The sequence below is a fragment of the Pseudomonas sp. P1_F1_2 genome (genome assembly GCF_056405815.1).
Window position 1 is genome coordinate 1 of record NZ_JBFUBK010000023.1, and the last position, 23,237, is coordinate 23,237.

Annotated in this window: 17 protein-coding genes; 14 read left to right on the forward strand and 3 right to left on the reverse strand. The window is 60.2% G+C overall.

Annotation, left to right across the window (positions count from 1 at the left end; all coding sequences use genetic code 11):
* Nucleotides 1–115: 115 nt before the first annotated feature.
* The 3 genes from AC1D2P_RS09295 (at nt 116) to AC1D2P_RS09305 (ending at nt 2,413) form a co-directional block, all read left to right on the forward strand.
* Complete coding sequence (locus AC1D2P_RS09295; protein WP_046029849.1) at nt 116–592, forward strand: thioesterase family protein; 477 nt, start codon at nt 116–118, stop codon at nt 590–592.
* Between the two features lie 14 nt (nt 593–606).
* Complete coding sequence (locus AC1D2P_RS09300; protein ID WP_109785591.1) at nt 607–1,770, forward strand: gamma-butyrobetaine dioxygenase; 1,164 nt, start codon at nt 607–609, stop codon at nt 1,768–1,770.
* A 379-nt stretch (nt 1,771–2,149) separates the two neighbouring features.
* On the forward strand, nt 2,150–2,413 hold the full coding sequence (locus AC1D2P_RS09305; protein WP_109785592.1) for a hypothetical protein: 264 nt from the start codon (nt 2,150–2,152) through the stop codon (nt 2,411–2,413).
* Between the two features lie 106 nt (nt 2,414–2,519).
* Here the strand turns inward: AC1D2P_RS09305 and gbdR are convergent, their stop codons facing one another.
* Together gbdR and AC1D2P_RS09315 are read right to left on the reverse strand one after the other, a co-directional pair.
* Nucleotides 2,520–3,623, reverse strand: coding sequence for a choline metabolism transcriptional regulator GbdR (gene gbdR / locus AC1D2P_RS09310; RefSeq protein WP_046029844.1), 1,104 nt, complete (start codon nt 3,621–3,623; stop codon nt 2,520–2,522).
* A gap of 538 nt (nt 3,624–4,161) precedes the next feature.
* Nucleotides 4,162–5,538: an L-serine ammonia-lyase gene (locus tag AC1D2P_RS09315; RefSeq protein ID WP_477811401.1), complete on the reverse strand. Its 1,377-nt coding sequence runs from the start codon at nt 5,536–5,538 to the stop codon at nt 4,162–4,164.
* Between the two features lie 435 nt (nt 5,539–5,973).
* Between AC1D2P_RS09315 and AC1D2P_RS09320 the strand changes: the two genes are divergently transcribed.
* From AC1D2P_RS09320 to choV, 3 genes are all read left to right on the forward strand, one after another.
* The gene (locus tag AC1D2P_RS09320; RefSeq protein WP_477811402.1) at nt 5,974–6,921 is read left to right on the forward strand and encodes a choline ABC transporter substrate-binding protein; all 948 of its coding nucleotides are present in this window, start codon (nt 5,974–5,976) and stop codon (nt 6,919–6,921) included.
* A gap of 77 nt (nt 6,922–6,998) precedes the next feature.
* Nucleotides 6,999–7,844 carry a choline ABC transporter permease subunit gene (gene choW / locus AC1D2P_RS09325; RefSeq protein WP_046030058.1) on the forward strand — a complete coding sequence of 282 codons (846 nt, stop codon included), beginning with the start codon at nt 6,999–7,001 and terminating at the stop codon, nt 7,842–7,844.
* On the forward strand, nt 7,841–9,019 hold the full coding sequence (gene choV / locus AC1D2P_RS09330; protein ID WP_046029840.1) for a choline ABC transporter ATP-binding protein: 1,179 nt from the start codon (nt 7,841–7,843) through the stop codon (nt 9,017–9,019). The genes choW and choV overlap by 4 nt, the downstream gene beginning before the upstream one ends.
* 221 nt (nt 9,020–9,240) lie before the next feature.
* On the opposite strand, the gene AC1D2P_RS09335 is transcribed toward choV, so the two are convergent.
* On the reverse strand, nt 9,241–11,181 hold the full coding sequence (locus tag AC1D2P_RS09335) for a BCCT family transporter (RefSeq protein ID WP_223523092.1): 1,941 nt from the start codon (nt 11,179–11,181) through the stop codon (nt 9,241–9,243).
* Nucleotides 11,182–11,560: 379 nt separating this feature from the next.
* Here AC1D2P_RS09335 and betI point away from each other — a divergent pair, with 379 nt between their 5' ends.
* The 8 genes from betI to AC1D2P_RS09375 all read left to right on the forward strand — a co-directional run bounded on the left by betI (nt 11,561) and on the right by AC1D2P_RS09375 (nt 23,157).
* Complete coding sequence (betI, locus tag AC1D2P_RS09340) at nt 11,561–12,154, forward strand: transcriptional regulator BetI (protein WP_046029836.1); 594 nt, start codon at nt 11,561–11,563, stop codon at nt 12,152–12,154.
* A 108-nt stretch (nt 12,155–12,262) separates the two neighbouring features.
* A complete protein-coding gene (betB, locus tag AC1D2P_RS09345) occupies nt 12,263–13,735 on the forward strand; it encodes a betaine-aldehyde dehydrogenase (RefSeq protein ID WP_109785594.1) in 1,473 nt (490 codons plus the stop codon).
* A 156-nt stretch (nt 13,736–13,891) separates the two neighbouring features.
* A complete protein-coding gene (gene betA / locus AC1D2P_RS09350; RefSeq protein ID WP_477811403.1) occupies nt 13,892–15,595 on the forward strand; it encodes a choline dehydrogenase in 1,704 nt (567 codons plus the stop codon).
* Nucleotides 15,596–15,867: 272 nt separating this feature from the next.
* Nucleotides 15,868–17,310 carry a TldD/PmbA family protein gene (locus tag AC1D2P_RS09355; RefSeq protein ID WP_077431135.1) on the forward strand — a complete coding sequence of 481 codons (1,443 nt, stop codon included), beginning with the start codon at nt 15,868–15,870 and terminating at the stop codon, nt 17,308–17,310.
* Nucleotides 17,310–18,647 carry a TldD/PmbA family protein gene (locus tag AC1D2P_RS09360; protein WP_109785596.1) on the forward strand — a complete coding sequence of 446 codons (1,338 nt, stop codon included), beginning with the start codon at nt 17,310–17,312 and terminating at the stop codon, nt 18,645–18,647. Before AC1D2P_RS09355 ends, AC1D2P_RS09360 begins: the two co-directional genes overlap by 1 nt.
* Before the next feature lie 188 nt (nt 18,648–18,835).
* On the forward strand, nt 18,836–20,263 hold the full coding sequence (gene mdtD / locus AC1D2P_RS09365) for a multidrug transporter subunit MdtD (protein ID WP_109785597.1): 1,428 nt from the start codon (nt 18,836–18,838) through the stop codon (nt 20,261–20,263).
* A 232-nt stretch (nt 20,264–20,495) separates the two neighbouring features.
* A complete protein-coding gene (gene dbpA, locus AC1D2P_RS09370; RefSeq protein WP_442963204.1) occupies nt 20,496–21,833 on the forward strand; it encodes an ATP-dependent RNA helicase DbpA in 1,338 nt (445 codons plus the stop codon).
* A 145-nt stretch (nt 21,834–21,978) separates the two neighbouring features.
* Entirely contained in the window at nt 21,979–23,157 is a 1,179-nt protein-coding gene (locus tag AC1D2P_RS09375) for a BaiN/RdsA family NAD(P)/FAD-dependent oxidoreductase (protein WP_046030057.1), read from the forward strand.
* The last annotated feature ends 80 nt before the right edge of the window (nt 23,158–23,237 follow it).

A 23,237-nucleotide genomic window follows, 5' to 3' on the forward strand; every position in this document is an offset into this window, starting at 1 on the left:
GCTTCACACCAATAATCACTGTGGGAGCGGGCTGCTTCACACCAATAATCACTGTGGGAGCGGGCTTGCCCGCGAAGGCGGCAGTCCAGTCACCACTTATGTTGGAACCAAAACAATGCCTGCCTTGACCACCTACCAAACCCGCATCATCCCCGACTGGGTCGATTACAACGGCCATCTGCGCGATGCCTTCTACCTGCTGATTTTCAGCTACGCCACCGATGCACTGATGGACCGCCTCGGGCTCGACAGCAACAGCCGCGACGCCAGCGGCCACTCGCTGTTCACCCTGGAACTGCACCTCAATTACCTGCACGAAGTGAAGCTCGACGCCGATGTCGAGGTGCATACGCAAATCATTGGCCACGACAGCAAACGCCTGCACCTCTATCACAGCCTTCATCTCGTGGGCGATGACAAGGAACTGGCCGGTAACGAGCAGATGCTGCTTCACGTCGACCTTGCCGGGCCGCGATCCGCACCGTTCAGCGAACTGTCGCTGAGCAAGCTGCAAGCCATCGTCGCCGACCAGGAAGAATTGCCCACCCCCGAATACATTGGCCGAGTGATCGCATTACCCCCAAAAAAATAACAAGGAGATCGCCATTGAACACCGCCACTGCTTTTGCCGACTTCCGTACTTATCCGTTGATCAGCGCGCTGGCTGGCGTGCAGGCCGTGGCGGATCGTGTACTGGTGAAGTGGGCCGATGAACGCGTCAGCCCCTTTCATCACCAATGGTTGCGGGACAACTGCCCGTGCCCGCAATGCGTCTACACCGTGACCCGTGAGCAAGTGCTGGAGATCGTTGATGTCGCCGAAAACCTGATGCCCAGCGGGGCGATCATCGATGCCCAAGGTTGCCTGTGCGTCGATTGGCAGGACGGCCACTTCAGCCGCTTCGACCCCGGCTGGTTACGCGCCCACGCCTATGACGACGAGTCCCGCGCCGAGCGGCAGGCCGGCAAACCCAAAGCCAGGCTTTGGCACCACGATTTGCAGTTACCGGTGTTCGAGTATCAGGCGTTGATGAACGACAACGACGCCCTGCTGCAATGGCTGCTGGCGGTGCGCGACATCGGTTTGACTCAAGTTCGTGGCGTACCCACCGAGCCGGGCTCATTGAAGCCAATAGCCCAGCGCATATCGTTCATCCGCGAAAGCAATTTCGGCGTGTTGTTCAATGTGCAATCCAAGGCCGATGCCGACAGCAACGCCTACACCGCTTTCAACCTGCCATTGCACAGCGATCTGCCGACACGGGAGCTGCAACCGGGGCTGCAATTTCTGCATTGCCTGGTCAATGACGCCGAGGGCGGCGAGAGCATTTTTGTCGACGGGTTTGCCATCGCCGAGGCCTTGCGCCAGGAGGACCCCGATGCGTTCCGGAGCCTGTGCGAAATCCCCGTGGAATTTCGCAACAAGGACCGTCACAGCGACTATCGCTGCCTGGCGCCGATCATCGCGCTGAATGCGCTCGGGCACGTATCGGAAATCCGCATGGCGAACTTTTTGCGCGGGCCGTTCGATGCTTCGGTGGAGCAAATGCCCAAGCTCTACCAGGTCTACCGGCGCTTTATCGCGATGACTCGTGAGCCGAGATTCCGGCTGATGCAAAGGCTCAATCCCGGTGAGCTGTGGTGCTTCGACAATCGCCGCACCCTCCACGCCCGCAATGCGTTTGATCCCGCTACCGGCGCCCGGCATTTCCAGGGTTGCTATGTCGACCGGGATGAATTGTTGTCGCGCATTCTGGTGTTGCAACGTTAGACCGCGTCATCGTTCATCGCGGGCAAGCCTTGCTCCTACAGGATATGGGTTCAAGCCCGCCCTTGCAGGAGCAAGGCTTGCCCGCGATGGTGCCAGTACAAACACCGCGCAAATCCCTGATTCACAGGCAAAAAAAACCCCGATCAAGCCGTGACAAGATCGGAGCTGAGGAGGGTACTGTTGAGGAGCCGTTGCGCGAGGGTGACCAAACCTTCGTGAAGCGAGCTGGGTCCAGTGTGCCCACTCCCGAGTCGGGCAAGTTAGCCGAAAACGACCTGTTCATAGGTATTGCGGCCATTGCGACAAATCGCCCTTGCCGCCACTTCATCCCCCTACGAGAATCGAGCCAAGACACCGTTCCCTGAAGAAGGATTGCGTCATGATGCACGCCGATTTGATTGACCAGGAAGATCTGTTGGGCCAGCTGAAGTCATTGGGTTTTCAAGTCCCGAGCGGCTCTACAGCCGAACAGGCTTGCGAGTGTGCGGTACGAGGTTTGAACAATGAGCGGGCAAATACGCTACGCACCATGGTCAAGCAGATGTACACCAGCAGCGCGACCATCCTGCCGGCCGTGCGCCAGGCGATCGACAGGCAATTGCTGCCAGCCTTGGCGGAGTATCAGCAGAACCATCGAACCTGACAAACCGCCTTCGCGAGCAAGCCCGCTCCCACATTCGACCGTATTCCTTCTGAAAGAACGCGGTCGAATGTGGGAGCGGGCTTGCTCGCGAAGGACGCGCCTCGGTTTAGAGCCTCACACTGGCAAACGTCGACTCGTTACGCGCCTGACTCAGCGCAGACAACGGGCCGGACAACGGCGACAACACCAGAGCTTGCGGCAGCGGCATCATCGCCACCTGTTGCGTGGTGTTGGAACCGACGCGCTCGTCACGTGGTGGAATGCCGAAGTATTCGCGGTAGCACTTGGAGAAGTGCGGCGTGGAAACAAAGCCACACACCGACGCCACTTCGATGATCGACATCGGCGTTTGCTTGAGCAACTGCCGGGCACGGATCAGGCGCAGCTTCAGGTAGTAGCGCGATGGCGAGCAGTGCAGGTATTTCTGGAACAACCGCTCCAGCTGACGACGCGAAACGGCGACATACACCGCCAGTTCGTCGAGGTCGATCGGCTCTTCGAGGTTGGCTTCCATCAGCGCAACGATTTCCTGCAACTTTGGTTGATTGGTCCCGAGCATGTGCTTGAGCGGCACGCGCTGGTGGTCCTGCTCGTTGCGGATACGTTCATAGACAAACATTTCCGAGATCGCGGCGGACAGTTCACGCCCGTGATCGCGGCTGATCAGGTGCAGCATCATGTCCAGTGGCGCGGTGCCGCCGGAGCTGGTGAAACGGTTACGGTCCAGGGTGAACAGGCGCGTGCTCATGGCCACACGCGGGAACGCTTCCTGCATCGAAGCCAGGCATTCCCAGTGCACGCTGCAATCAAAACCGTCCAGCAGGCCGGCGCACGCCAGGGCCCAACTGCCGGTGCAGACGGCGCCAAGACGACGCGACTGACGCGCCTGGCTTTGCAGCCATGACACGTGCTCTCGGGTGACAGTGCGTTGGATACCGATACCGCCGCAAACGATGATGGTGTCCAGGGCGGGCGCTTTGTGCATGGAGCAGTCGGGGGTGATCTGCAAGCCGTCACTGGCCCAGACCTGGCCGCCGTCGACGGTGATTGTGGTCCAGCGATACAGCTCGCGACCGGACAATTGGTTGGCCATGCGCAGGGGTTCTACGGCAGAGGCCAGAGAAATCAGCGTGAAATTGTCCAGCAGCAAAAAGCCGATGGATTGAGGCGCACGGTTCTGGGGTTGGGCCCCGGAGTTGAACGTCGTCATCGCGGTATCTCCTCACACAAAGCGGGTGATGGCCTCAGGCGGAGGCTCTTTTTATTGCCATCGTTCTCGCGTGGGAGACGGGCTTTGTAATGACAGAGCAATTGCCATGCCTATTTTTGAATGTGCGTTCAATAACTCCTGAAAACGACGTCGCGGCATGTCTATATAAGCTGCGCAGCGAAGGGCGGATACAAGTGCCATTATCGACGGCAAACGCTCGGCCCTGTTGGGCGTGAGCAAATCGGTAGCACTTGTGGGAACAGGGCTGCGATGTGCTGCGAGAGAGTGTCACCGCAAGCACGGGTGACGGGCGGTCAGGGCCGGTTTGGATCCCTGGGTTTGGCAACGCCGCTTATCTATAAGCGACGCTCCAAAACGTGGCGTGTTTGGGTGCAGGTGTTCATTTAGCGCGCAGTTTTGACTGGTCTACAGCTATCGCGAGCAAGCGTTGCTCCTACAGAAGCTCGGCGTGCCCATATCTCGTGATCGACATCAAACCTGTAGGAGCAAGCTTGCTCGCGATTGGGTCTACTCGGTCTCAGCACTCAACCGCGCTCACCGCCAACCCACCGCGCGAAGTCTCTTTATATTTGTCATGCATATCGGCGCCGGTATCACGCATGGTGCGAATCACCCGGTCCAGCGAAATGAAGTGCTGACCATCACCACGCAGGGCCATCTGCGCCGCGTTGATCGCTTTCACCGCGGCAATCGCGTTGCGCTCGATGCACGGCACTTGCACCAACCCGCCCACCGGATCGCAGGTCAGGCCGAGGTTATGCTCCAGGCCGATCTCGGCAGCGTTGCACAGCTGTTCCGGCGTAGCGCCGAGAATCTCCGCCAACCCGGCCGCCGCCATGGCGCAGGCCGAGCCGACTTCGCCCTGGCAACCGACTTCGGCGCCGGAGATCGAAGCGTTCTTTTTGCACAAGATCCCGACCGCTGCGGCACCAAGGAAGTAGTCGACGACATTGGCGTCGGTCACCGCCTCGCTGAATTTCATGAAGTAATGCAATACCGCCGGAATGATCCCCGCCGCACCGTTGGTCGGTGCCGTGACCATGCGGCCGCCGGCGGCGTTTTCTTCGTTGACCGCCAGGGCGAACAGGTTGACCCACTCCATGGCGCTCAAGGTCGAGCCGATCACGTTGGGTTTACCCAACTCCTGCAAGCTGCGGTGCAACTTGGCAGCGCGACGACGCACATTGAGGCCGCCAGGCAGGATGCCTTCGTGCTTGAGGCCCTGGTCGACACAATCTTGCATGGCGCGCCACAGCGTCATCAGGCCGGCGCGAATTTCTTCTTCACTGCGCCACACTTTCTCGTTGRCCATCATCAGTTCAGCCACCCGCAGATCGTGCTTTTTGCACAGTTCCAACAGCTCGGCGGCGCTGGAGAAATCGTACGGCAACACGGTGCGGTCAAGATCGACCACGCCACTGGATGCCTGGGCTTCATCCACGACAAAACCACCGCCGACGGAATAGTAGGTGTCGCGATGCAACTCGCCGTGATCGCCTTCGACAATCAGGGTCATGGCATTGGGGTGGAACGGCAGGTTTTCGTCGATCAGGCGCATGTCCCGGGCCCAGATGAAGGGCACCGACAAGCGACCATCGAGTAGCAACATGTGGGTTTCGCGCAGGGTTTCGATACGGATGCCGATTTGCGACGGGTCGATTGCGTCCGGCCACTCGCCCATCAGGCCCATGATCACCGCGTTGTCGCTGCCGTGACCAATGCCGGTAGCTGACAGCGAACCGTACAACTGGACTTCGACACGCCGTACTTGCTCCAGCAAATGCTTGTCACGCAGCGATTCAACAAACAGCGCGGCGGCCCGCATCGGCCCCACGGTGTGCGAACTGGAAGGGCCGATGCCGATTTTGAACAGGTCGAAAACACTGATAGCCATGACTGCCGAACTCCTGGATGTGCCGACTCCAGACGCAAAAGCGCCCAGTGGCGGAGCTGCTACGCTCAAGCTGCAATCCGCCGAGATGGCCGCATCATCAAGCTTTTGCCAGGTTGTTCGACGTCTCACACCGACGCACTCATGCTCACTAACGCCGCGTGTCTTTTACGTCGCGTTTTCGCCGTTTTTTTGCGGATCAGAGGGGGAAAGAGGGCTGAAAAAAGCTGTAAACGACGTCACCGACACTGGATGCGACCATCCCTGTACTGGATACGACGCACCCTGTAGGCGTCAGATTTTCAGTGGTACATGATCGTATCGACTCGATTGCAAGGCGCCGGGGTAGAGCTGTCTCCAAAACGCCATCCAACCGCAACCTATAAGTGCGGTGGTCCAGTCGGAACACTGCCAAAAAAAACACCAAGGAGTCCATCCATGAAAGGTTCCCCGTCGTTGTTGTTGGCCGCCATGCTGAGTCTGCCGTTACTGGCTCAAGCTGCTGAACCCGCTCAGTGCAGCACCGTAAACTTCTCCGATGTCGGCTGGACCGACATTACCGCGACAACCGCCACCACCAGCGTCGTGCTCAACGCTCTCGGCTACAAGACCAAGACCACCATGATTTCCGTGCCCGTGACCTACAAGTCCCTGGCCGACGGCAAGAACATGGACGTGTTCCTCGGTAACTGGATGCCGACCATGGAAAACGACATCAAGGCCTACCGCGATGCCGGCACCGTGGAAACTGTGCGCACCAACCTCAAGGGTGCCAAGTACACCCTCGCCGTACCTCAAGCCCTGTATGACAAGGGTCTGCATGACTTCGCCGACATCGCCAAATTCAAGAAAGAGCTCGACGGCAAGATCTACGGCATCGAGCCTGGCAACGACGGTAACCGTCTGATCCAGAGCATGATCGACAAGRACGCCTTCGGTCTCAAGACCGCCGGCTTCAAAGTCGTCGAGTCCAGCGAAGCCGGCATGCTGTCCCAGGTCGACCGCGCACAGAAACGCGACACCGCCGTGGTCTTCCTCGGCTGGGCGCCGCACCCTATGAACAAGCGCTTCAAGATTCAATACCTGACCGGTGGTGACGACTTCTTCGGCCCCGACTTCGGTGCCGCCACCGTGGCAACCAACACCCGCAAGGGCTATGCCCAGGAATGCGGCAACGTGGGGACTCTGTTGAAAAACCTGGAGTTCACCGTCGACATGGAAAGTGAACTGATGGGCAACATCCTGGACGACAAGATGAAGCCTGACGCGGCCGCAAAGGCCTGGCTTAAAAAGAATCCACAGGTGCTCGATACCTGGCTCGCTGGCGTGACCACCATTGACGGTAAACCTGGCCTGGAGGCCGTGAAAGCCAAACTGACGCCTTGAATTAGGGAGCACCGTTTATGCCGGGCGGCGTACGCCGTCCGGGCTGTTTATTTCCTTGCATGCGGACGTTCACTACCATGCTGATTGATCAGAAAATACCTTTAGGCCAGTACATCGCAGGCTTCGTCGAATGGTTGACGCAACACGGCGCCAGCACCTTCGACGCAATCGCCCTGACACTGGAAACAATGATCCACGGCGTGACGTTTGCGCTGACCTGGTTCAACCCGCTGGCATTGATCGGCCTCATCGCGCTACTGGCCCACTTCATTCAACGCAAGTGGGGGCTGACGGTTTTCGTCATCGCCTCCTTCCTGCTGATCCTCAACCTGGGGTACTGGCAGGAAACCATGGAAACCCTCGCCCAGGTGTTGTTTGCCACCCTGGTCTGCGTGGTCATCGGCGTGCCGCTGGGCATCGTCGCCGCGCACAAACCAATGTTCTACACTTTAATGCGTCCGGTACTCGATCTGATGCAGACCGTACCGACCTTCGTTTACCTCATTCCTACCCTGACCCTCTTCGGGCTGGGTGTGGTGCCAGGCCTGATCTCCACGGTGGTGTTTGCGATTGCCGCGCCGATCCGCCTGACCTACCTGGGCATCCGCGATGTCCCGCAAGAACTGATGGACGCCGGCAAAGCCTTCGGCTGCTCGCGCCGTCAATTGCTCTCACGGATCGAACTGCCCCACGCCATGCCAAGCATCGCGGCCGGTATCACCCAGTGCATCATGCTGTCGCTGTCGATGGTGGTGATTGCGGCACTGGTGGGCGCCGATGGCCTGGGCAAACCCGTGGTCAACGCACTGAACACTGCCGATATCGCCCTGGGCTTTGAAGCGGGCCTGGCGATCGTATTGCTGGCGATCATGCTCGACCGTATCTGCAAACAACCCGACGCTAAAGTAGGGGGTGACGCATGAGCATTATTCGCTTTGAAGACGTCGACGTAATCTTCTCCAAAGACCCGCGCGAGGCGCTCAAGCTTCTCGACCAAGGCATGACCCGCGACCAGATCCTGAAAAAAACCGGGCAGATCGTCGGCGTTGAAAAAGCCAGCCTGGACATCGAGAAAGGCGAAATCTGCGTGCTGATGGGCCTGTCCGGGTCCGGCAAATCCAGCCTGCTGCGTTGCATCAACGGCCTCAACACCGTCAGCCGTGGCAAGTTGTTCGTCGAGCACGAAGGCAAGCAGATCGACATTGCTTCCTGCACCCCGGCAGAACTGAAAATGATGCGCACCAAGCGCATTGCGATGGTGTTCCAGAAATTCGCCCTGATGCCTTGGCTGACAGTGCGCGAGAACATCAGTTTCGGTCTGGAAATGCAGGGTCGCCCGGAGAAAGAACGCCGCAAACTGGTAGACGACAAGCTGGAGCTGGTGGGCCTGACCCAGTGGCGCAACAAGAAACCCGACGAGCTCTCCGGCGGTATGCAGCAACGTGTCGGCCTGGCCCGCGCCTTGGCGATGGACGCTGACATTCTGTTGATGGACGAACCGTTCTCGGCACTCGACCCGCTTATCCGCCAGGGCCTGCAAGACGAACTGCTGGAACTGCAACGCAAGTTGCACAAGACCATCGTGTTCGTGAGTCACGACCTCGATGAAGCGCTCAAGCTCGGCAGCCGTATTGCAATCATGAAAGACGGCCGGATCATCCAGTACAGCAAGCCCGAAGAGATCGTGTTGAACCCGGCGGACGATTACGTGCGCACGTTCGTGGCCCACACCAATCCGCTCAACGTGTTGTGCGGTCGCAGCCTGATGCGCACGCTGGACAACTGCAAGCGCATCAACGGTTCGGTGTGCCTGGATCCGGGTGGCGATTCGTGGCTGGACCTGGCTGAAGGCAACACCATCAAGGGCGCTCGCCAGAACGGCGCGAACCTTGACCTGCAAAACTGGATTCCAGGGCAAGCGGTAGAAGGCTTGGGGCGTCGGCCGACGCTGGTGGACTCGAACATCGGCATGCGCGATGCGCTGCAGATTCGCTACCAGACCGGCAACAAGCTGGTGCTGCATGACAACAACAAAGTGGTCGGGATTCTGGGTGACAGCGAGCTGTATCACGCGTTGCTCGGCAAGAACCTGGGATAAGTCAGCAGACACATAAACGCCGCGAGAGGATCGCGGCGTGATCATTCCCACGCTCCGCGTGGGAATGAAGCCCGGAACGCTCCGCGTTCCATTACGGGCGTGACGCGGAGCGTCACAGGTGGCATTCCCACGCAGAGCGTGGGAACGATCAGACACAAAAAAGGGGCTCTATGAGCCCCTTTGTGTTCCTGCGCAGCGAGCAGGAACGATCATCTTGCTACTCAGCTATAAACCCGGCCAAGGAGTTGCCGATGGCTTTCAAACTGATCGAGCACGTCGCGGGTGATCTGATCCTGAGTGAAACCCATCAAGTCATAGTCCTGGCTGCCGTTGTGCAGGTACACCTCGGCGCGGTAGTAGCGCTGGCGTGTCTCATCGGACTGGGCCGACTCGGTTGGCGTAGCCAGATAGCCATCCAGGCTGACTTCGTAGACAAACGGATTGCCCTCCTCCATCTCGACCCGAACGCCCATGCAACGCTTGGATTTACCGAGCATGGTTTGCACTTGCAGACCTTGCGTACGCAGTTGCGCCGTCGCATCTTCCAATGCCGGGCTGACGTGCTTGTCCATGAAGCGCTGAACGATCGACTGGCTAGGTTGCAGGTCCAACTGAGTCAAACGCTCGGTGAAACCACGACGACCGCGTGCAGCCAGCTCCGCTTGCTCCTGTTCGATCTGCACGTCCTGGCGCATGGCCTTGTGCAAGCCGAACATGAAGAACACCAGCACCACCGAGAATGGCAGACCGGCCAGCACCACCATGGTTTGCATGGCTTCGAAGTTACCGGCAAACAGCAAGCCGATGGTCACCAGCGTGATCACCGCCGACCAGAAGATTCGCAACCAGTGCGGCGCATCTTCGTCGACATTACCGCCCTTGCAGGAAAGGTTGGCCATCATCACCGCGCCGGAATCCGCCGGGGTCAGGAACAGCACGAAACCGACAAAGATAGACACACCGATCACCACTTTCGACGCCGGATAATGCTCAAGCAATTGGTAGATCGCCATGGACGGCTGTTCGAGCGCCGTCTTCCCGAGCTCCACCGCCCCATGGTTCATCACCAGGTCCAGGGCCGAGTTACCGAAGATCGACAGCCATGCCAGAGTGAAACCCAGTGGAATCAGCAGCACGCCGGCCACCAGCTCGCGCACGGTGCGACCACGGGAAATACGTGCGATGAACATGCCGACGAATGGGGCCCAGGAAATCCACCACGCCCAGTAGAACAAGGTCCACAGACCCAGCCAGCGGTCGGACTTCTCACTGTCGCCTTCGTACACGTAAAGGTCGAAGGTCTTCAGCACTACGCCGTTCAGGTAGTCACCGACGTTCTGCACAAAACCGTTGAGCAGGTGCAATGTCGGGCCGAACAGCAGCACGAAAATCAGCAGGCCGCTGAACAGCACGATGTTCAGGTTGGACAGACGGCGGATGCCGTTTTCCACGCCCGACACGGCAGCGATGGTCGCCACAGTGCTCATCACGATGATCACGATCAGCAGGTTGGTGTTGCTGTGCTCCATGCCGAACAGGTTTTCCAGGCCCGACGACACTTGCAACGAACCAATCCCCAGGTTCGTCACCAGCCCCAGCAGGGTCACGAACATGCCAAAGCCGTCCACCGCATGACCGGCCGCGCCTTTGACCCAACGCTCGCCCACCAGCGGATACAACGCCGAACGCAACGCCAGCGGCTGGTTGTGACGGTAAGCAAAGTAAGCAACGGCCAGACCGACCAGTGCGTAGATCGCCCAGCCATGCAGGCCCCAGTGCAGGAACGTCAGCTGAACAGCCTGACGCGCGGCCATGTTGCTGGCGGCCACGCCTTCGGGCGGGTTGAAGTAGTGGTCCAGCGGCTCGGACGCACCGAAGTACAACAGCGAGATGCCGATACCCGACGAGAACAGCATCCCCGCCCAGGCACCGTAGCTGAAGTCCGGGGTGTCGTCCTTGCTGCCCAGTTTGAGCTTGCCGTACGACGAAAACGCCAGGCCCACCACGAACACGAGGTAAGCGGCGATCACCACCATGTAGTACCAGCCGAAGCTGCGGGACAACCAGGCCTGAGCAATACCGAGCAATCTGCCGGCCTCTTGCGGGGCGATGATCAGAATGGCGGTCAACAACAGGATCAACGCGGTAGAGGTGTAGAACACCCAACCGTTGACCGTCACCTTATCGGGTGGGGTCTTTATAAGAGAGGCAGAACTCATGGCACAGATGCTCCAGCAAGTGCGAGAGAAGAACACAAGGCAACGCGATACCCGACCAATCGGTTAGTTGGCAGCCGACCAGTGGGTGATATAAAGACACCCCGAAAAAAGCCCGAAACCCCAAGAGCGCCAGAGCGCGTAGGTTTCGAGCATTTTCGAATGTCGTTTTTTCGCCAGCTACACGTAGGAAAAAACGCAGGCAGCGACGATTTGTCGCAGATCTTATTCTTTGTTGATTGAACGTTCAATCAAAACAAAATAGACTGGCCCTCAATCCGGTAGCCGTTTGACGTCCACCGGAAGGCCTAAGGAGATGTGCAAGATGCCCAAGGTCGGTATGCAACCCATCCGCCGCCAGCAATTGATCGAAGCCACGTTGCAGGCCGTCGATCAAGTCGGCATGGGGGACGCCAGCATTGCGCTGATCGCCCGTTTGGCCGGTGTCTCGAATGGCATCATCAGTCACTATTTTCAGGACAAGAATGGCCTGATTGCCGCCACGATGCGGTATCTGATGACCGCCCTCAGCGAGAGCGTCACCTTGCGCCGTCAGGCGCTGGCAGATGACAGCCCACGGGCGCATCTGCAGGTGATCATCGAAGGCAACTTCGACGCCAGCCAGGTCAATGGCCCGGCAATGAAAACCTGGTTGGCCTTCTGGGCTACCAGCATGCACCAGCCGTCTTTGCACAGGTTGCAGCGGATCAACGATCACCGTCTGTATTCCAACCTGTGCTGCGAGTTCCGCCGCGTATTGCCGCTCGATGATGCGCGCACTGCAGCCCGCGGCCTCGCAGCCCTGATTGACGGGTTGTGGTTGCGCGGCGCGTTGTCGGGAGACGCTTTCGACACCGGGCAGGCGCTTCAGATCGCTTACGAATACATGGATACCCAACTGGCCAAGCGGGTGAGTTAGAGCACACATAAACGCTCAACCCCCGAACCGCCACTGGCCAGCGCCGCCAACGCTTCACGGCACGCCCCGGTGGTCAACGCCAACCACTTATGCACTTGCGAGGACTTTATGGCCCGTTTCGAACTGCAAAAACTCTACATCGATGGCGGCTACAGTGACGCCAGCAGCGACGCCACTTTCGAAGCCATCAACCCGGCTAACGGTGAAGTCCTCGCAAAAGTACAACGCGCGACCCAGTCAGACGTCGAGCGCGCTGTGGTCAGTGCCGAAAAGGGCCAGAAAATCTGGGCCGCGATGACCGCCATGGAGCGTTCGCGCATCCTGCGTCGTGCCGTTGACATCCTGCGCGAGCGCAACGATGAGCTGGCCGCCCTGGAAACCCTGGACACCGGCAAGTCGTACTCCGAAACCCGCTATGTCGACATCGTCACTGGCGCTGACGTGCTGGAATACTACGCAGGCCTGGTGCCAGCCATCGAAGGCGAGCAGATCCCGCTGCGCACCACTTCATTCGTCTACACCCGTCGCGAGCCGCTGGGCGTCGTGGCCGGGATCGGCGCGTGGAACTACCCGATCCAGATCGCCCTGTGGAAATCCGCACCGGCCCTGGCGGCCGGTAACGCGATGATCTTCAAACCAAGCGAAGTCACCTCGCTGACCACCCTGAAACTGGCCGAGATCTACACCGAAGCCGGCCTGCCAGCGGGCGTGTTCAACGTGCTGACCGGCAGCGGTCGTGAAGTCGGCACCTGGCTGACCGAGCACCCACGCATCGAAAAAATCTCCTTCACCGGCGGCACCGACACCGGCAAGAAGGTCATGGCAAGCGCGTCTGCCTCGTCGCTCAAAGACGTGACCATGGAACTGGGCGGCAAGTCCCCGCTGATCATTTTCGACGACGCCGACCTCGATCGCGCCGCCGATACTGCAATGATGGCCAACTTCTACAGCTCCGGTCAGGTCTGCACCAACGGCACTCGCGTGTTCGTACCGAGCCACTTGAAAGCCGCTTTCGAAGCCAAGATCGCTGAACGCGTTGCCCGCATCCGCGTCGGCAACCCGGAAGACGAAAACACCAACTTCGGCCCACTGGTCAGCTTCGCCCACATGGAAAGCGTGCTGGGTTACATCGCCAAAGGTAAGGAAGAAGGCGCTCGCGTTCTGTGCGGCGGCGGTCGTATGACCGACGGCGAATTCGCCAAAGGCGCATTCGTGGCCCCGACCGTGTTCACCGACTGCACCGACGACATGACCATCGTGCGCGAAGAAATCTTCGGCCCGGTGATGGCGATCCTGACTTACGAAACCGAAGAAGAAGTGATCCGTCGCGCCAACGACACCGACTTCGGCCTGGCCGCTGGCGTTGTCACCAAGGACCTGAACCGCGCTCACCGCGTGATTCATCAACTGGAAGCCGGTATCTGCTGGATCAACGCCTGGGGCGAATCCGACGCCAAGATGCCGGTCGGCGGTTACAAGCAGTCGGGCGTTGGCCGTGAGAACGGCATCAGCTCGCTGAACAACTTCACCCGCATCAAATCGGTACAGGTCGAACTGGGCGATTACGCCTCGGTGTTCTAAGGCGCACCCGAAAACCCTATAGCAGCTGCCGAGGTACGACGCTGCGTTGCGCGTCCGCAGGACCGCCCTCAAAGGGGTCGCTGCGCAACCCAACGCAGCSTCGTRCCTCGGCAGCTGCTACAGGTGACCTGACCAACTTCAAAGAGGGTGCATTCAATGTCCCAAGAATTCGATTACATCATCATCGGTGCCGGTTCGGCCGGTGACACCCTGGCGACCCGTCTGACTGAAGACGAAGGCGTCACTGTCCTGCTGCTGGAAGCCGGCGGCCCGGACTACCGTTTCGACTTCCGCACGCAAATGCCGGCCGCCCTGGCATTCCCGCTGCAAGGTCGTCGCTACAACTGGGCCTACGAAACCGATCCAGAACCCTACATGGACGGTCGCCGGATGGAATGCGGTCGCGGCAAGGGCCTCGGTGGTTCCTCGCTGATCAACGGCATGTGCTACATCCGCGGCAACGCGATGGACTACGACGGTTGGTCGAAACTGCCAGGGCTGGAAGACTGGGATTACCTGAACTGTCTGCCGTATTTCCGCAAGGCTGAAACCCGTGACATCGGCCCGAACGATTACCACGGCGGCGAAGGTCCGGTCAGCGTGACCACGCCGAAAGCCGGCAACAACCCGCTGTTCCACGCCATGGTTGAAGCGGGCGTGCAAGCCGGTTACCCGCGCACTGAAGACTTGAACGGTTACCAGCAAGAAGGCTTCGGCCCGATGGATCGTACGGTGACGCCGAAAGGTCGTCGTGCCTCCACCGCTCGCGGTTACCTGGACGTCGCCAAGAAGCGTTCGACCCTGTCCATCGTCACCCACGCTCTGACTGACAAGATCCTGTTCGAAGGCAAGCGTGCCGTTGGCGTGCGTTACCTGATCGGTGCCGCCGAAGAGCGCGTTGAAGTCCGTGCCCGCAAAGAAGTGCTGCTGTGCTCCGGCGCCATCGCTTCGCCGCAGATTCTGCAACGCTCCGGCGTCGGCCCGGCCGAACTGCTCAACAAGCTCGACATCCCGGTGGTCCACGACCTGCCAGGCGTCGGCGAAAACCTGCAGGATCACCTTGAGCTGTACCTGCAATACGCCTGCACCCAACCGGTTTCGCTGTACCCGTCGCTGCTCTGGTACAACCAGCCAGCCATCGGTGCCGAATGGCTGTTCAACGGCACCGGCATCGGCGCCAGCAACCAGTTCGAAGCTGGTGGTTTCATCCGCACCCGTCCGGAATTCGAATGGCCRAACATCCAGTACCACTTCCTGCCGGTCGCGATTAACTACAACGGCAGCAACGGTGTGCAAGAGCACGGTTTCCAGGCGCACATGGGTTCCATGCGTTCGCCGAGTCGTGGCCGCATCCAGGCCAAGTCCAAGGATCCGCGCGAGTACCCGAGCATCCTGTTCAACTACATGGCCACCGAGCAAGACTGGCAAGAATTCCGCGACGGCATCCGCCTGACCCGTGAAATCATGCAACAGCCGGCTCTCGACGCTTTCCGTGGCCGCGAAATCAGCCCGGGCATCGACGTGCAATCCGACGAGCAACTGGACACGTTCATCCGCGAGCACGCCGAAACCGCGTTCCACCCGTCCTGCTCGTGCAAGATGGGCACCGACGAAATGGCCGTGGTTGATGGCGAAGGCCGTGTGCATGGCATGCAAGGTCTGCGTGTGGTCGATGCCTCGATCATGCCGATCATCACCACCGGCAACCTGAACGCGCCGACGATCATGATCGCCGAGAAAATCGCCGACAAGATTCGTGGTCGCAAGCCGTTGCCGCGCAGTACCGCCAACTACTATGTGGCGGGTGAAGCACCGGTGAAGGGCAAGCCTTTGCGTGATGTGAGCGCTACTRCTCAGTAAGACCGTTACACCGCGGTGCGCCCATCGCGAGCAAGCTCAGCTCCTACGGTTCGAGGTTGAATCACATTTTGTGATCCCCCCAATCCCGTAGGAGCCGAGCTTGCTCGCGATGAGGCCCGCCAAAACACCACACCTCTCCCGGTAATATTTTCCTACACCGATCCAAGCTTGATCCTACCCCCCGCGCAGGCCTAATCTAGCGCCACGCAAACGTTTCACCTCCCCCTTCGCAACACCGCAACACCGCCACTCCATTCCAAGGAGGTTCCCGAATGTTCGATTTCCACCCCCAGCTCAAGCAGCGCTTTGCTGCCTTGCGCACGGGCGCTGAGTTTTTTTCGCTGCGTTATGTGCGCGAGTCTGGCCAATACCTGTCGGTGCGCAAGAACGTCGCCGAACCTCCAAGCCTGAGCCGTGACGAAGGGGCAATGTTGACCGTGCGGGTCAACGGCGTCGAAGCCTACGCCGCCACCAACGACCTGTCGCAACAAGGCCTGCAATCAGCCCTGGACCGAGCCGAACAACAAGCCCGCCGGCTCAAGCCCCACGCGTTGCTCGACCTGCGCGACCAACCCGTCTCCAGTGATCGCGCCGACTACTTTTCGCCCAACCTCGACCAGCCCTTCCCGTCCCTGAGCGACTGCTACCAATTGCTCGGTGCCGAATCCGCGTCCGTGCCCAAGGACGAGCGATTGGTGAACTGGCAGGTGAGCATTGGCATCACCCACGTCGAACAGATTTACCTCAACAGCGCCGGCGCCGAACTGCGTCAGGCCCAGCGTTTTGTCTACCCGGGCCTGGACGTCACCGCCTATGACGGCAGCGACAGCCAGACCCGCAGCCTGGGCCGCGAGAATTTTGGCCAGCAGGGCGGCGCCGATGTCATCAGCCGTTGCGGCCTGATCGGCGCCGGCCCGACCGTCGCCGATCAGGCGCTGCAATTGCTGCTGGCGCCGAACACTCCGCAAGGTCCGCGTGATCTGTTGCTGATGCCCGACCAGATGATGTTGCAGATCCACGAATCCATCGGCCACCCGCTGGAGCTGGACCGCATCCTCGGTGACGAGCGTAATTACGCCGGCACCAGCTTCGTCAAGACAGAGGATTTCGGCCATCTGCAATACGGCTCAAAGCTACTCAACGTGACCTTCGACCCGGACATCCCCGAGCAGCTCGCCAGCTACGGCCATGACGACGACGGCACCGCCGCGAGCAAGCAGTTCCTGATCAAGGAAGGTTTGCTGCTACGTCCATTGGGCGGTGCGCTGTCGCAGTTCCGCGCGGGCATGGACGGCGTCGCCAACAGCCGCGCCTGCGGCTGGAACCGCCCGCCGATCGACCGCATGGCCAACCTCAACATCGAACCCGGCGATCAACCGCTGGCGCAACTGATCGGCAATATCGAACACGGCATCATGATGTCGACCAATCGATCGTGGTCCATCGACGATGCGCGCAACAAGTTCCAGTTCGGTTGCGAATGGGCGCAGTTGATTGAAAACGGTGAGCTCAAAGGCGTGGTGAAAAACCCGAACTACCGGGCGATTTCCGCGCACTTCTGGAAAAGCCTCAGCGCCGTCGGTGACGCCAGCACCTTCAAGGTCCTGGGCACACCCAACTGCGGTAAAGGTGAACCGAACCAGGTGATCCGCGTCGGCCACGCCTCGCCGGCTTGTGTGTTCAGCAACGTAGATGTGTTTGGAGGAGACGCCTGATGAGTACGTCAAACAATCAGGCCGAGTCGTTCAAGGCATTGGTCAAGTGGCTGCGCGAGGCGATTCGCGAGCCGGAACAGTTCACCCTCAGCTATGCCGCCGAATCCTCGGCCTTCGTGCGTTTCAACCACGCCAAGGTGCGGCAGGCCGGGCAGGTGCAGCAGGCGAGTCTCGGTTTCAAACTGATCAACGATGGCCGCCACGCCGACCTTGAAATCACACTGGCCGGCGACCCGGACGTTGACGTGCAGCGTTTGGCCGAAGGCCTGCAACAGCTGCGCGAAACCTTGCCATTGCTGCCGCAGGATCCGTACCTGCTGCTCAACCACAACGGCTGGCAGAGCAAGAATGTGCAGGATCATCCGCTGCCGGATACCGAGCAGGTAGTTGCCGAAATCACTGAGGCCGCCGAAGGGCTGGACCTGGTGGGTTTCTACGCGGCAGGCCCGATCAGCCGTGGCTTCGCCAGTTCGTCGGGTGCGTTTGGCTGGCATCAAGCCAACAGTTTCAACTTCGATTTCAGCCTGTTCCACGACAATGGCCAGGCGGTGAAAGCCAGTTACGCCGGGCACGACTGGAACAGTGAAGGGTTCGCCAAGCGCTTCCAGCAGGCACGTGAGCAGCTGGCGTTTCTCGGTCGACCATTGCGCACCTTGGCACCGGGGCAGTACCGCGCCTACCTCGCCCCGGCGGCGCTTGAAGAAATCATGGGCATGCTCGGCTGGGGGGGATTTTCGGCGCAGTCGATTGCCAGCAAAAGCAGTCCGTTGCAGAAGCTCTACGGCGGTGACCACGCGCTCAGCTCACAGGTCTCGCTGGATGAGCAGGTCAGCGGCTCGTTGAGCCCGGCGTTTTCCGCCGAAGGCTATCCGCGCAGCGATCTGCGGCTGATTGTCGAGGGCAAGGCCGGTGCGCAATTGGTCGGGTCCCGCAGCGCGGCGGAGTATGGCCTGACCGCCAATGGCGCCAGCGGTGGCGAGTCACCCAGTGCCTTGAACATGGCGGCGGGTACGCTGCCTGAGGCAGAGATCCTCAAACAACTGGGCACCGGCCTGTACATCAGCAACCTCTGGTACTTGAACTACTCGGATCAACCGGCGGCGCGCCTGACCGGGATGACGCGGTTTGCGACGTTCTGGGTCGAGAACGGCGAGATTCAGGCACCGGTAAGCACCATGCGTTTTGATGACAGCGCCTACAGTTTGCTCGGTTCGCAGCTGGAAGCATTGACCGAGGAACGCGAGTTGTTGCTGTCGGCGAGTACCTACAGCCAGCGGGCCACGGCGTCGGCGTTGCTGCCGGGGGCACTGGTCAAAAAGCTCACGCTGACCCTGTAAATACCCTGTAGCAGCTGGCGAAGCCTGCGGTCGAGGACGCAGTCCTCGCCGGTTCAGCAATCACGGTAATACAGACGGAACACCGTGGCCGATTTGCGAGGACTTCGTCCTCGACCGCAGGCTTCGCCAGCTGCTACGGGACTTCATCGTTCTGCAGATTGTTTCACCTAAAACCCGCAAGAGGTCCCATGCCCAACCGCCCACCTCTCGACGCTGTCACCGCCCGCTGGATCCCGTGGGTCGTCGCCATTGCTTTTTTCATGCAGTCCCTCGACGGGACCATCCTCAACACCGCCCTGCCGGCCATGGCTCGGGACCTGGCGGAAGACCCGTTGCGCATGCAGGGCGTGATCATCGCCTACATGCTTACCGTCGCCTTGCTGATCCCCGCCTCTGGCTGGATCGCTGACCGCTTCGGCACCAAGAAGATCTTCTTCAGCGCGATCCTGTTGTTCAGTCTCGGCTCATTGCTCTGCGCGCTGTCGAGCAGCCTGACCATGCTGAACGGCGCTCGAGTGATCCAAGGGCTGGGCGGGGCGCTGATGCTGCCGGTCGGGCGACTGGTGGTACTGCGCGCCTACCCGCGTTCGGAACTGGTGCGGATCATGGGGTTCATCACCATTCCCGGCCTGCTCGGCCCGTTGATCGGCCCGACCATGGGCGGCTGGATGGTGCAATACCTGACATGGCACTGGATCTTTCTGATCAACCTGCCGGTCGGGCTGGTCGGTTGCTACGCCGTGTGGAAATTCATCCCGGACCTGCGTGGCTCCGAGCGCACCCGTTTCGACAGTCTGGGCTTTGTGCTGTTTGGCGCGGCGATGATTTTGATCACCATCGCCATGGAAGGCCTGGGCGAACTGCACCTGCCTCACTTGCGGGTGATGCTGCTGTTGTTCGGCGGCATGGCCTGCCTGGCGGCGTACTGGTTGCGGGCCGGGCATATCGACAATCCGCTGTTCGCGCCGTCGCTGTTCAAGACCCGGACCTTCGCCGTCGGCATTCTCGGCAATCTGTTCGCCCGGCTCGGCAGCGGCGCCCTGCCCTTCCTCGTGCCGTTGCTGCTGCAAGTGGCGCTGGGTTACTCGCCGTCTCAGGCCGGGATGAGCATGCTGCCGCTGGCTGCTGCAGCGATGATCGCCAAGTGGGTGGCGCGACCGCTGATCGAGCGCTTGGGCTATCGCATCGTGCTCACCGGCAACACCCTGGCGCTGGGGATCATGTTGGCGAGCATGGGCCTGGTCAGCGAACAGACGCCGTACTGGCTGCTGCTGTGTCTGCTGGCGATTCTCGGGGCGATCAACTCGCTGCAATTTACCGCGATGAACACCGTGACCCTGATCGACCTCGACGACGCCAGCGCCAGCAGCGGCAACAGCCTGTTGTCGGTGGTGGCGCAATTGTCCCTGAGCCTGGGGGTTGCGTGCGCCGGTGCGTTGCTCGGCGGCTTTACCGCAGAGATCGGCAACGATGGCGTGGAGACGGTTCTGGGCGCGTTCCAACTGACGTTTGTGACCGTCGGCATCATGGCAATGCTCGCCGCCACCATCTTCTCGCAGCTGTCACCAACAGACGGACGACGGATGGTCAGCCGCGAGCACGATATAGAGCACTGACTTGTAGCAGCTGCCGAGGCACGAGGCTGCGTTGCGCGTCCGCAGGACCGCCCTCGGGGGGCCGCTTCGCAGCCCGACGCAGCCTCGTGCCTCGGCAGCTGCTACAGGCTATTCGTCCAGAATTTGCAGGTTGAGGCAGCCGGACTGGTACACTGCGCGACATTTTGTTTTGCAGGCCAGTCCCGTGACCACCATCGCCACCGCTTTTAATACTTTGCCGCTGTCCGCCGCCATGCTGGCTAACCTCGACTCCCTCGGTTATGCCCAGATGACGCCGATCCAGGCGCAAAGCTTGCCGGTGATCCTCAAGGGGATGGACCTGATCGCCCAGGCCAAGACCGGCAGCGGCAAGACCGCCGCCTTCGGTATCGGCCTGCTGAACCCGATCAATCCGCGCTACTTCGGTTGCCAGGCGCTGATCCTGTGCCCGACCCGCGAGCTGGCTGACCAGGTCGCCAAGGAAATCCGTCGCCTGGCCCGTGCCGAAGACAACATCAAGGTCCTGACCCTGTGCGGCGGCGTGTCCCTCGGCCCGCAGATCGCTTCGCTGGAGCATGGCGCACACATCATCGTCGGCACGCCGGGGCGCATTCAGCAGCACCTGCGCAAAGGTTCGCTGGTACTGCACGGCCTCAACACGCTGATTCTCGACGAAGCTGACCGCATGCTCGACATGGGTTTCTACGACTCCATCGAAGAGATCATCATGCAGGCTCCGGAGCGTCGCCAGACCCTGCTGTTTTCCGCCACCTACCCGGTGGGCATCAAACAGTTGGCCTCGAAGTTCATGCGCAACCCGCAGCAAGTGAAGGCCGAGGCGTTCCACGACGACTCCCAGATCGAGCAGCGTTTCTACGAGATCTCCCCGGAAGATCGCATGAGCGTCGTGACTAAGGTCCTCGGCCACTTCCGCCCGGCGTCCTGCGTAGCCTTCTGCTACACCAAGCAACAAGTTCAGGAAACCGTCGATCACCTGACCGCCAAAGGCATCTCCGCCGTCGGCCTGCATGGCGATCTGGAACAGCGTGACCGCGACCAGGTGCTGGCGATGTTCGCCAACCGCAGTACTTCGGTACTGGTAGCCACCGACGTCGCCGCTCGCGGCCTGGACATCGACTCGCTGGACATGGTGATCAACGTCGAACTGGCCCGCGATTCGGAAATCCACATCCACCGCGTCGGCCGTACCGGTCGCGCCGGTGAGAAAGGCCTCGCGATCAGCCTGGTCGCACCGCCCGAAGCGCAGCGCGCCCAAGCCATCGAACATTTGCAGCAGACGCCGTTGACCTGGGACCTGGTGGACAACCTCACCAGCCAGGGCGGCGGTCCGTTGCTGCCGCAGATGAGCACCCTGTGCATCGGCGCCGGCCGTAAAGACAAGGTTCGTCCGGGTGACATTCTGGGCGCACTGACAGGTGATGCCGGCATTCCGGGCGCCCAGGTGGGCAAGATCGCGATTTTCGACTTCCAGGCTTTTGTGGCCGTTGAACGCGGAATCGCCAAGCAAGCCTTGCAGCGCCTGAACGACGGCAAGATCAAGGGCCGCTCGCTGCGCGTACGGATTTTGTAAGAACAACGAATAACCCCTGTGGGAGCCGGGCTTGCCCGCGATGACGGACTAACAGTCAACAATGATGTTGAATGTGCAGGCCTCATCGCGGGCAAAGTTGGCTCCCACAGTTTGTTTTGTGGTGTTACATGAAGAGGACATCGTTTTGCGCTCTACCGAAGTCGTGATCATTGGCGCTGGCGCCGCAGGGTTGATGTGTGCGCTGACCGCCGCCGGGCGCGGGCGCAAGGTGATGTTGCTCGACCATGCAAACAAGGCCGGCAAAAAAATCCTGATGTCGGGCGGTGGCCGCTGCAATTTCACCAACATGTACACCGAACCAGGCAATTTCCTCTCGCAAAACGAACACTTCTGCAAATCTGCACTGGCGCGCTACACCCAGTGGGACTTCATCGGCATGGTCGCCAAACACGGCGTGCCGTACCACGAGAAGAAGCTCGGCCAACTGTTCTGCGATAACAAATCCAGCGACATCCTGGAGATGCTGCTCAACGAATGCGATCAGGTCGGCGTCAGCCTGCACCTGGACACCTCGATCCAGACCATCGAGAAACTCGAAAGCGGTTATCTGCTGGACACGACGCTAGACCAAATCACCTGCGAATCCCTGGTGATCGCCACGGGCGGCCTGTCGATCCCGACGCTGGGCGCGACCGGTTTCGGCTATCAAGTCGCCAAACAGTTTGGCCACGACTTGCTGCCAACCCGCGCCGGCCTGGTGCCGTTCACCATCACCGATCAGCTCAAAGAGCTTTGCACCGAGCTGTCCGGTACATCGGTGGATTGCCTGGTGAGCTGCAACGATCAAAGTTTCCGCGAGAACATCCTGTTCACTCACCGCGGCCTCAGTGGCCCGGCGATTTTGCAGATTTCTTCGTTCTGGGAATCCGGCGACACGGTTGAGATCAACCTGATGCCGGACCACGACGTACACGCCTGGCTGCAACAGCAGCAGGCTGAACGCGCGAACAGCGAACTGAAAACCCTGCTGGGGGAAATCTTCACCAAGAAGATGGCCAACCTGCTGGCGGACAACTGGTTCGTGTCCAAACCGATGAAGCAGTACACCCACGCGGAAATTGCCGACATCGCCGAGAAACTGGCGAGCTGGAAAGTGGTGCCGGCCGGTACCGAAGGTTATCGTACGGCCGAGGTGACGCTGGGCGGCGTCGACACGAACGAAGTGTCATCCAAAACCATGGAGTCGCTGAAAAGCCCGGGGTTGTACTTCATCGGTGAAGTGCTGGATGTCACCGGGCATCTGGGCGGTTTCAACTTCCAGTGGGCGTGGGCCTCCGGCTACGCCGCCGCGCAATACACCTGATTCAGCGCAATACCTGTAGGAGCCGAGCTTGCTCGCGATGACAGATTAACGTTCAACAATGATGCTGAACGTTAGACCGC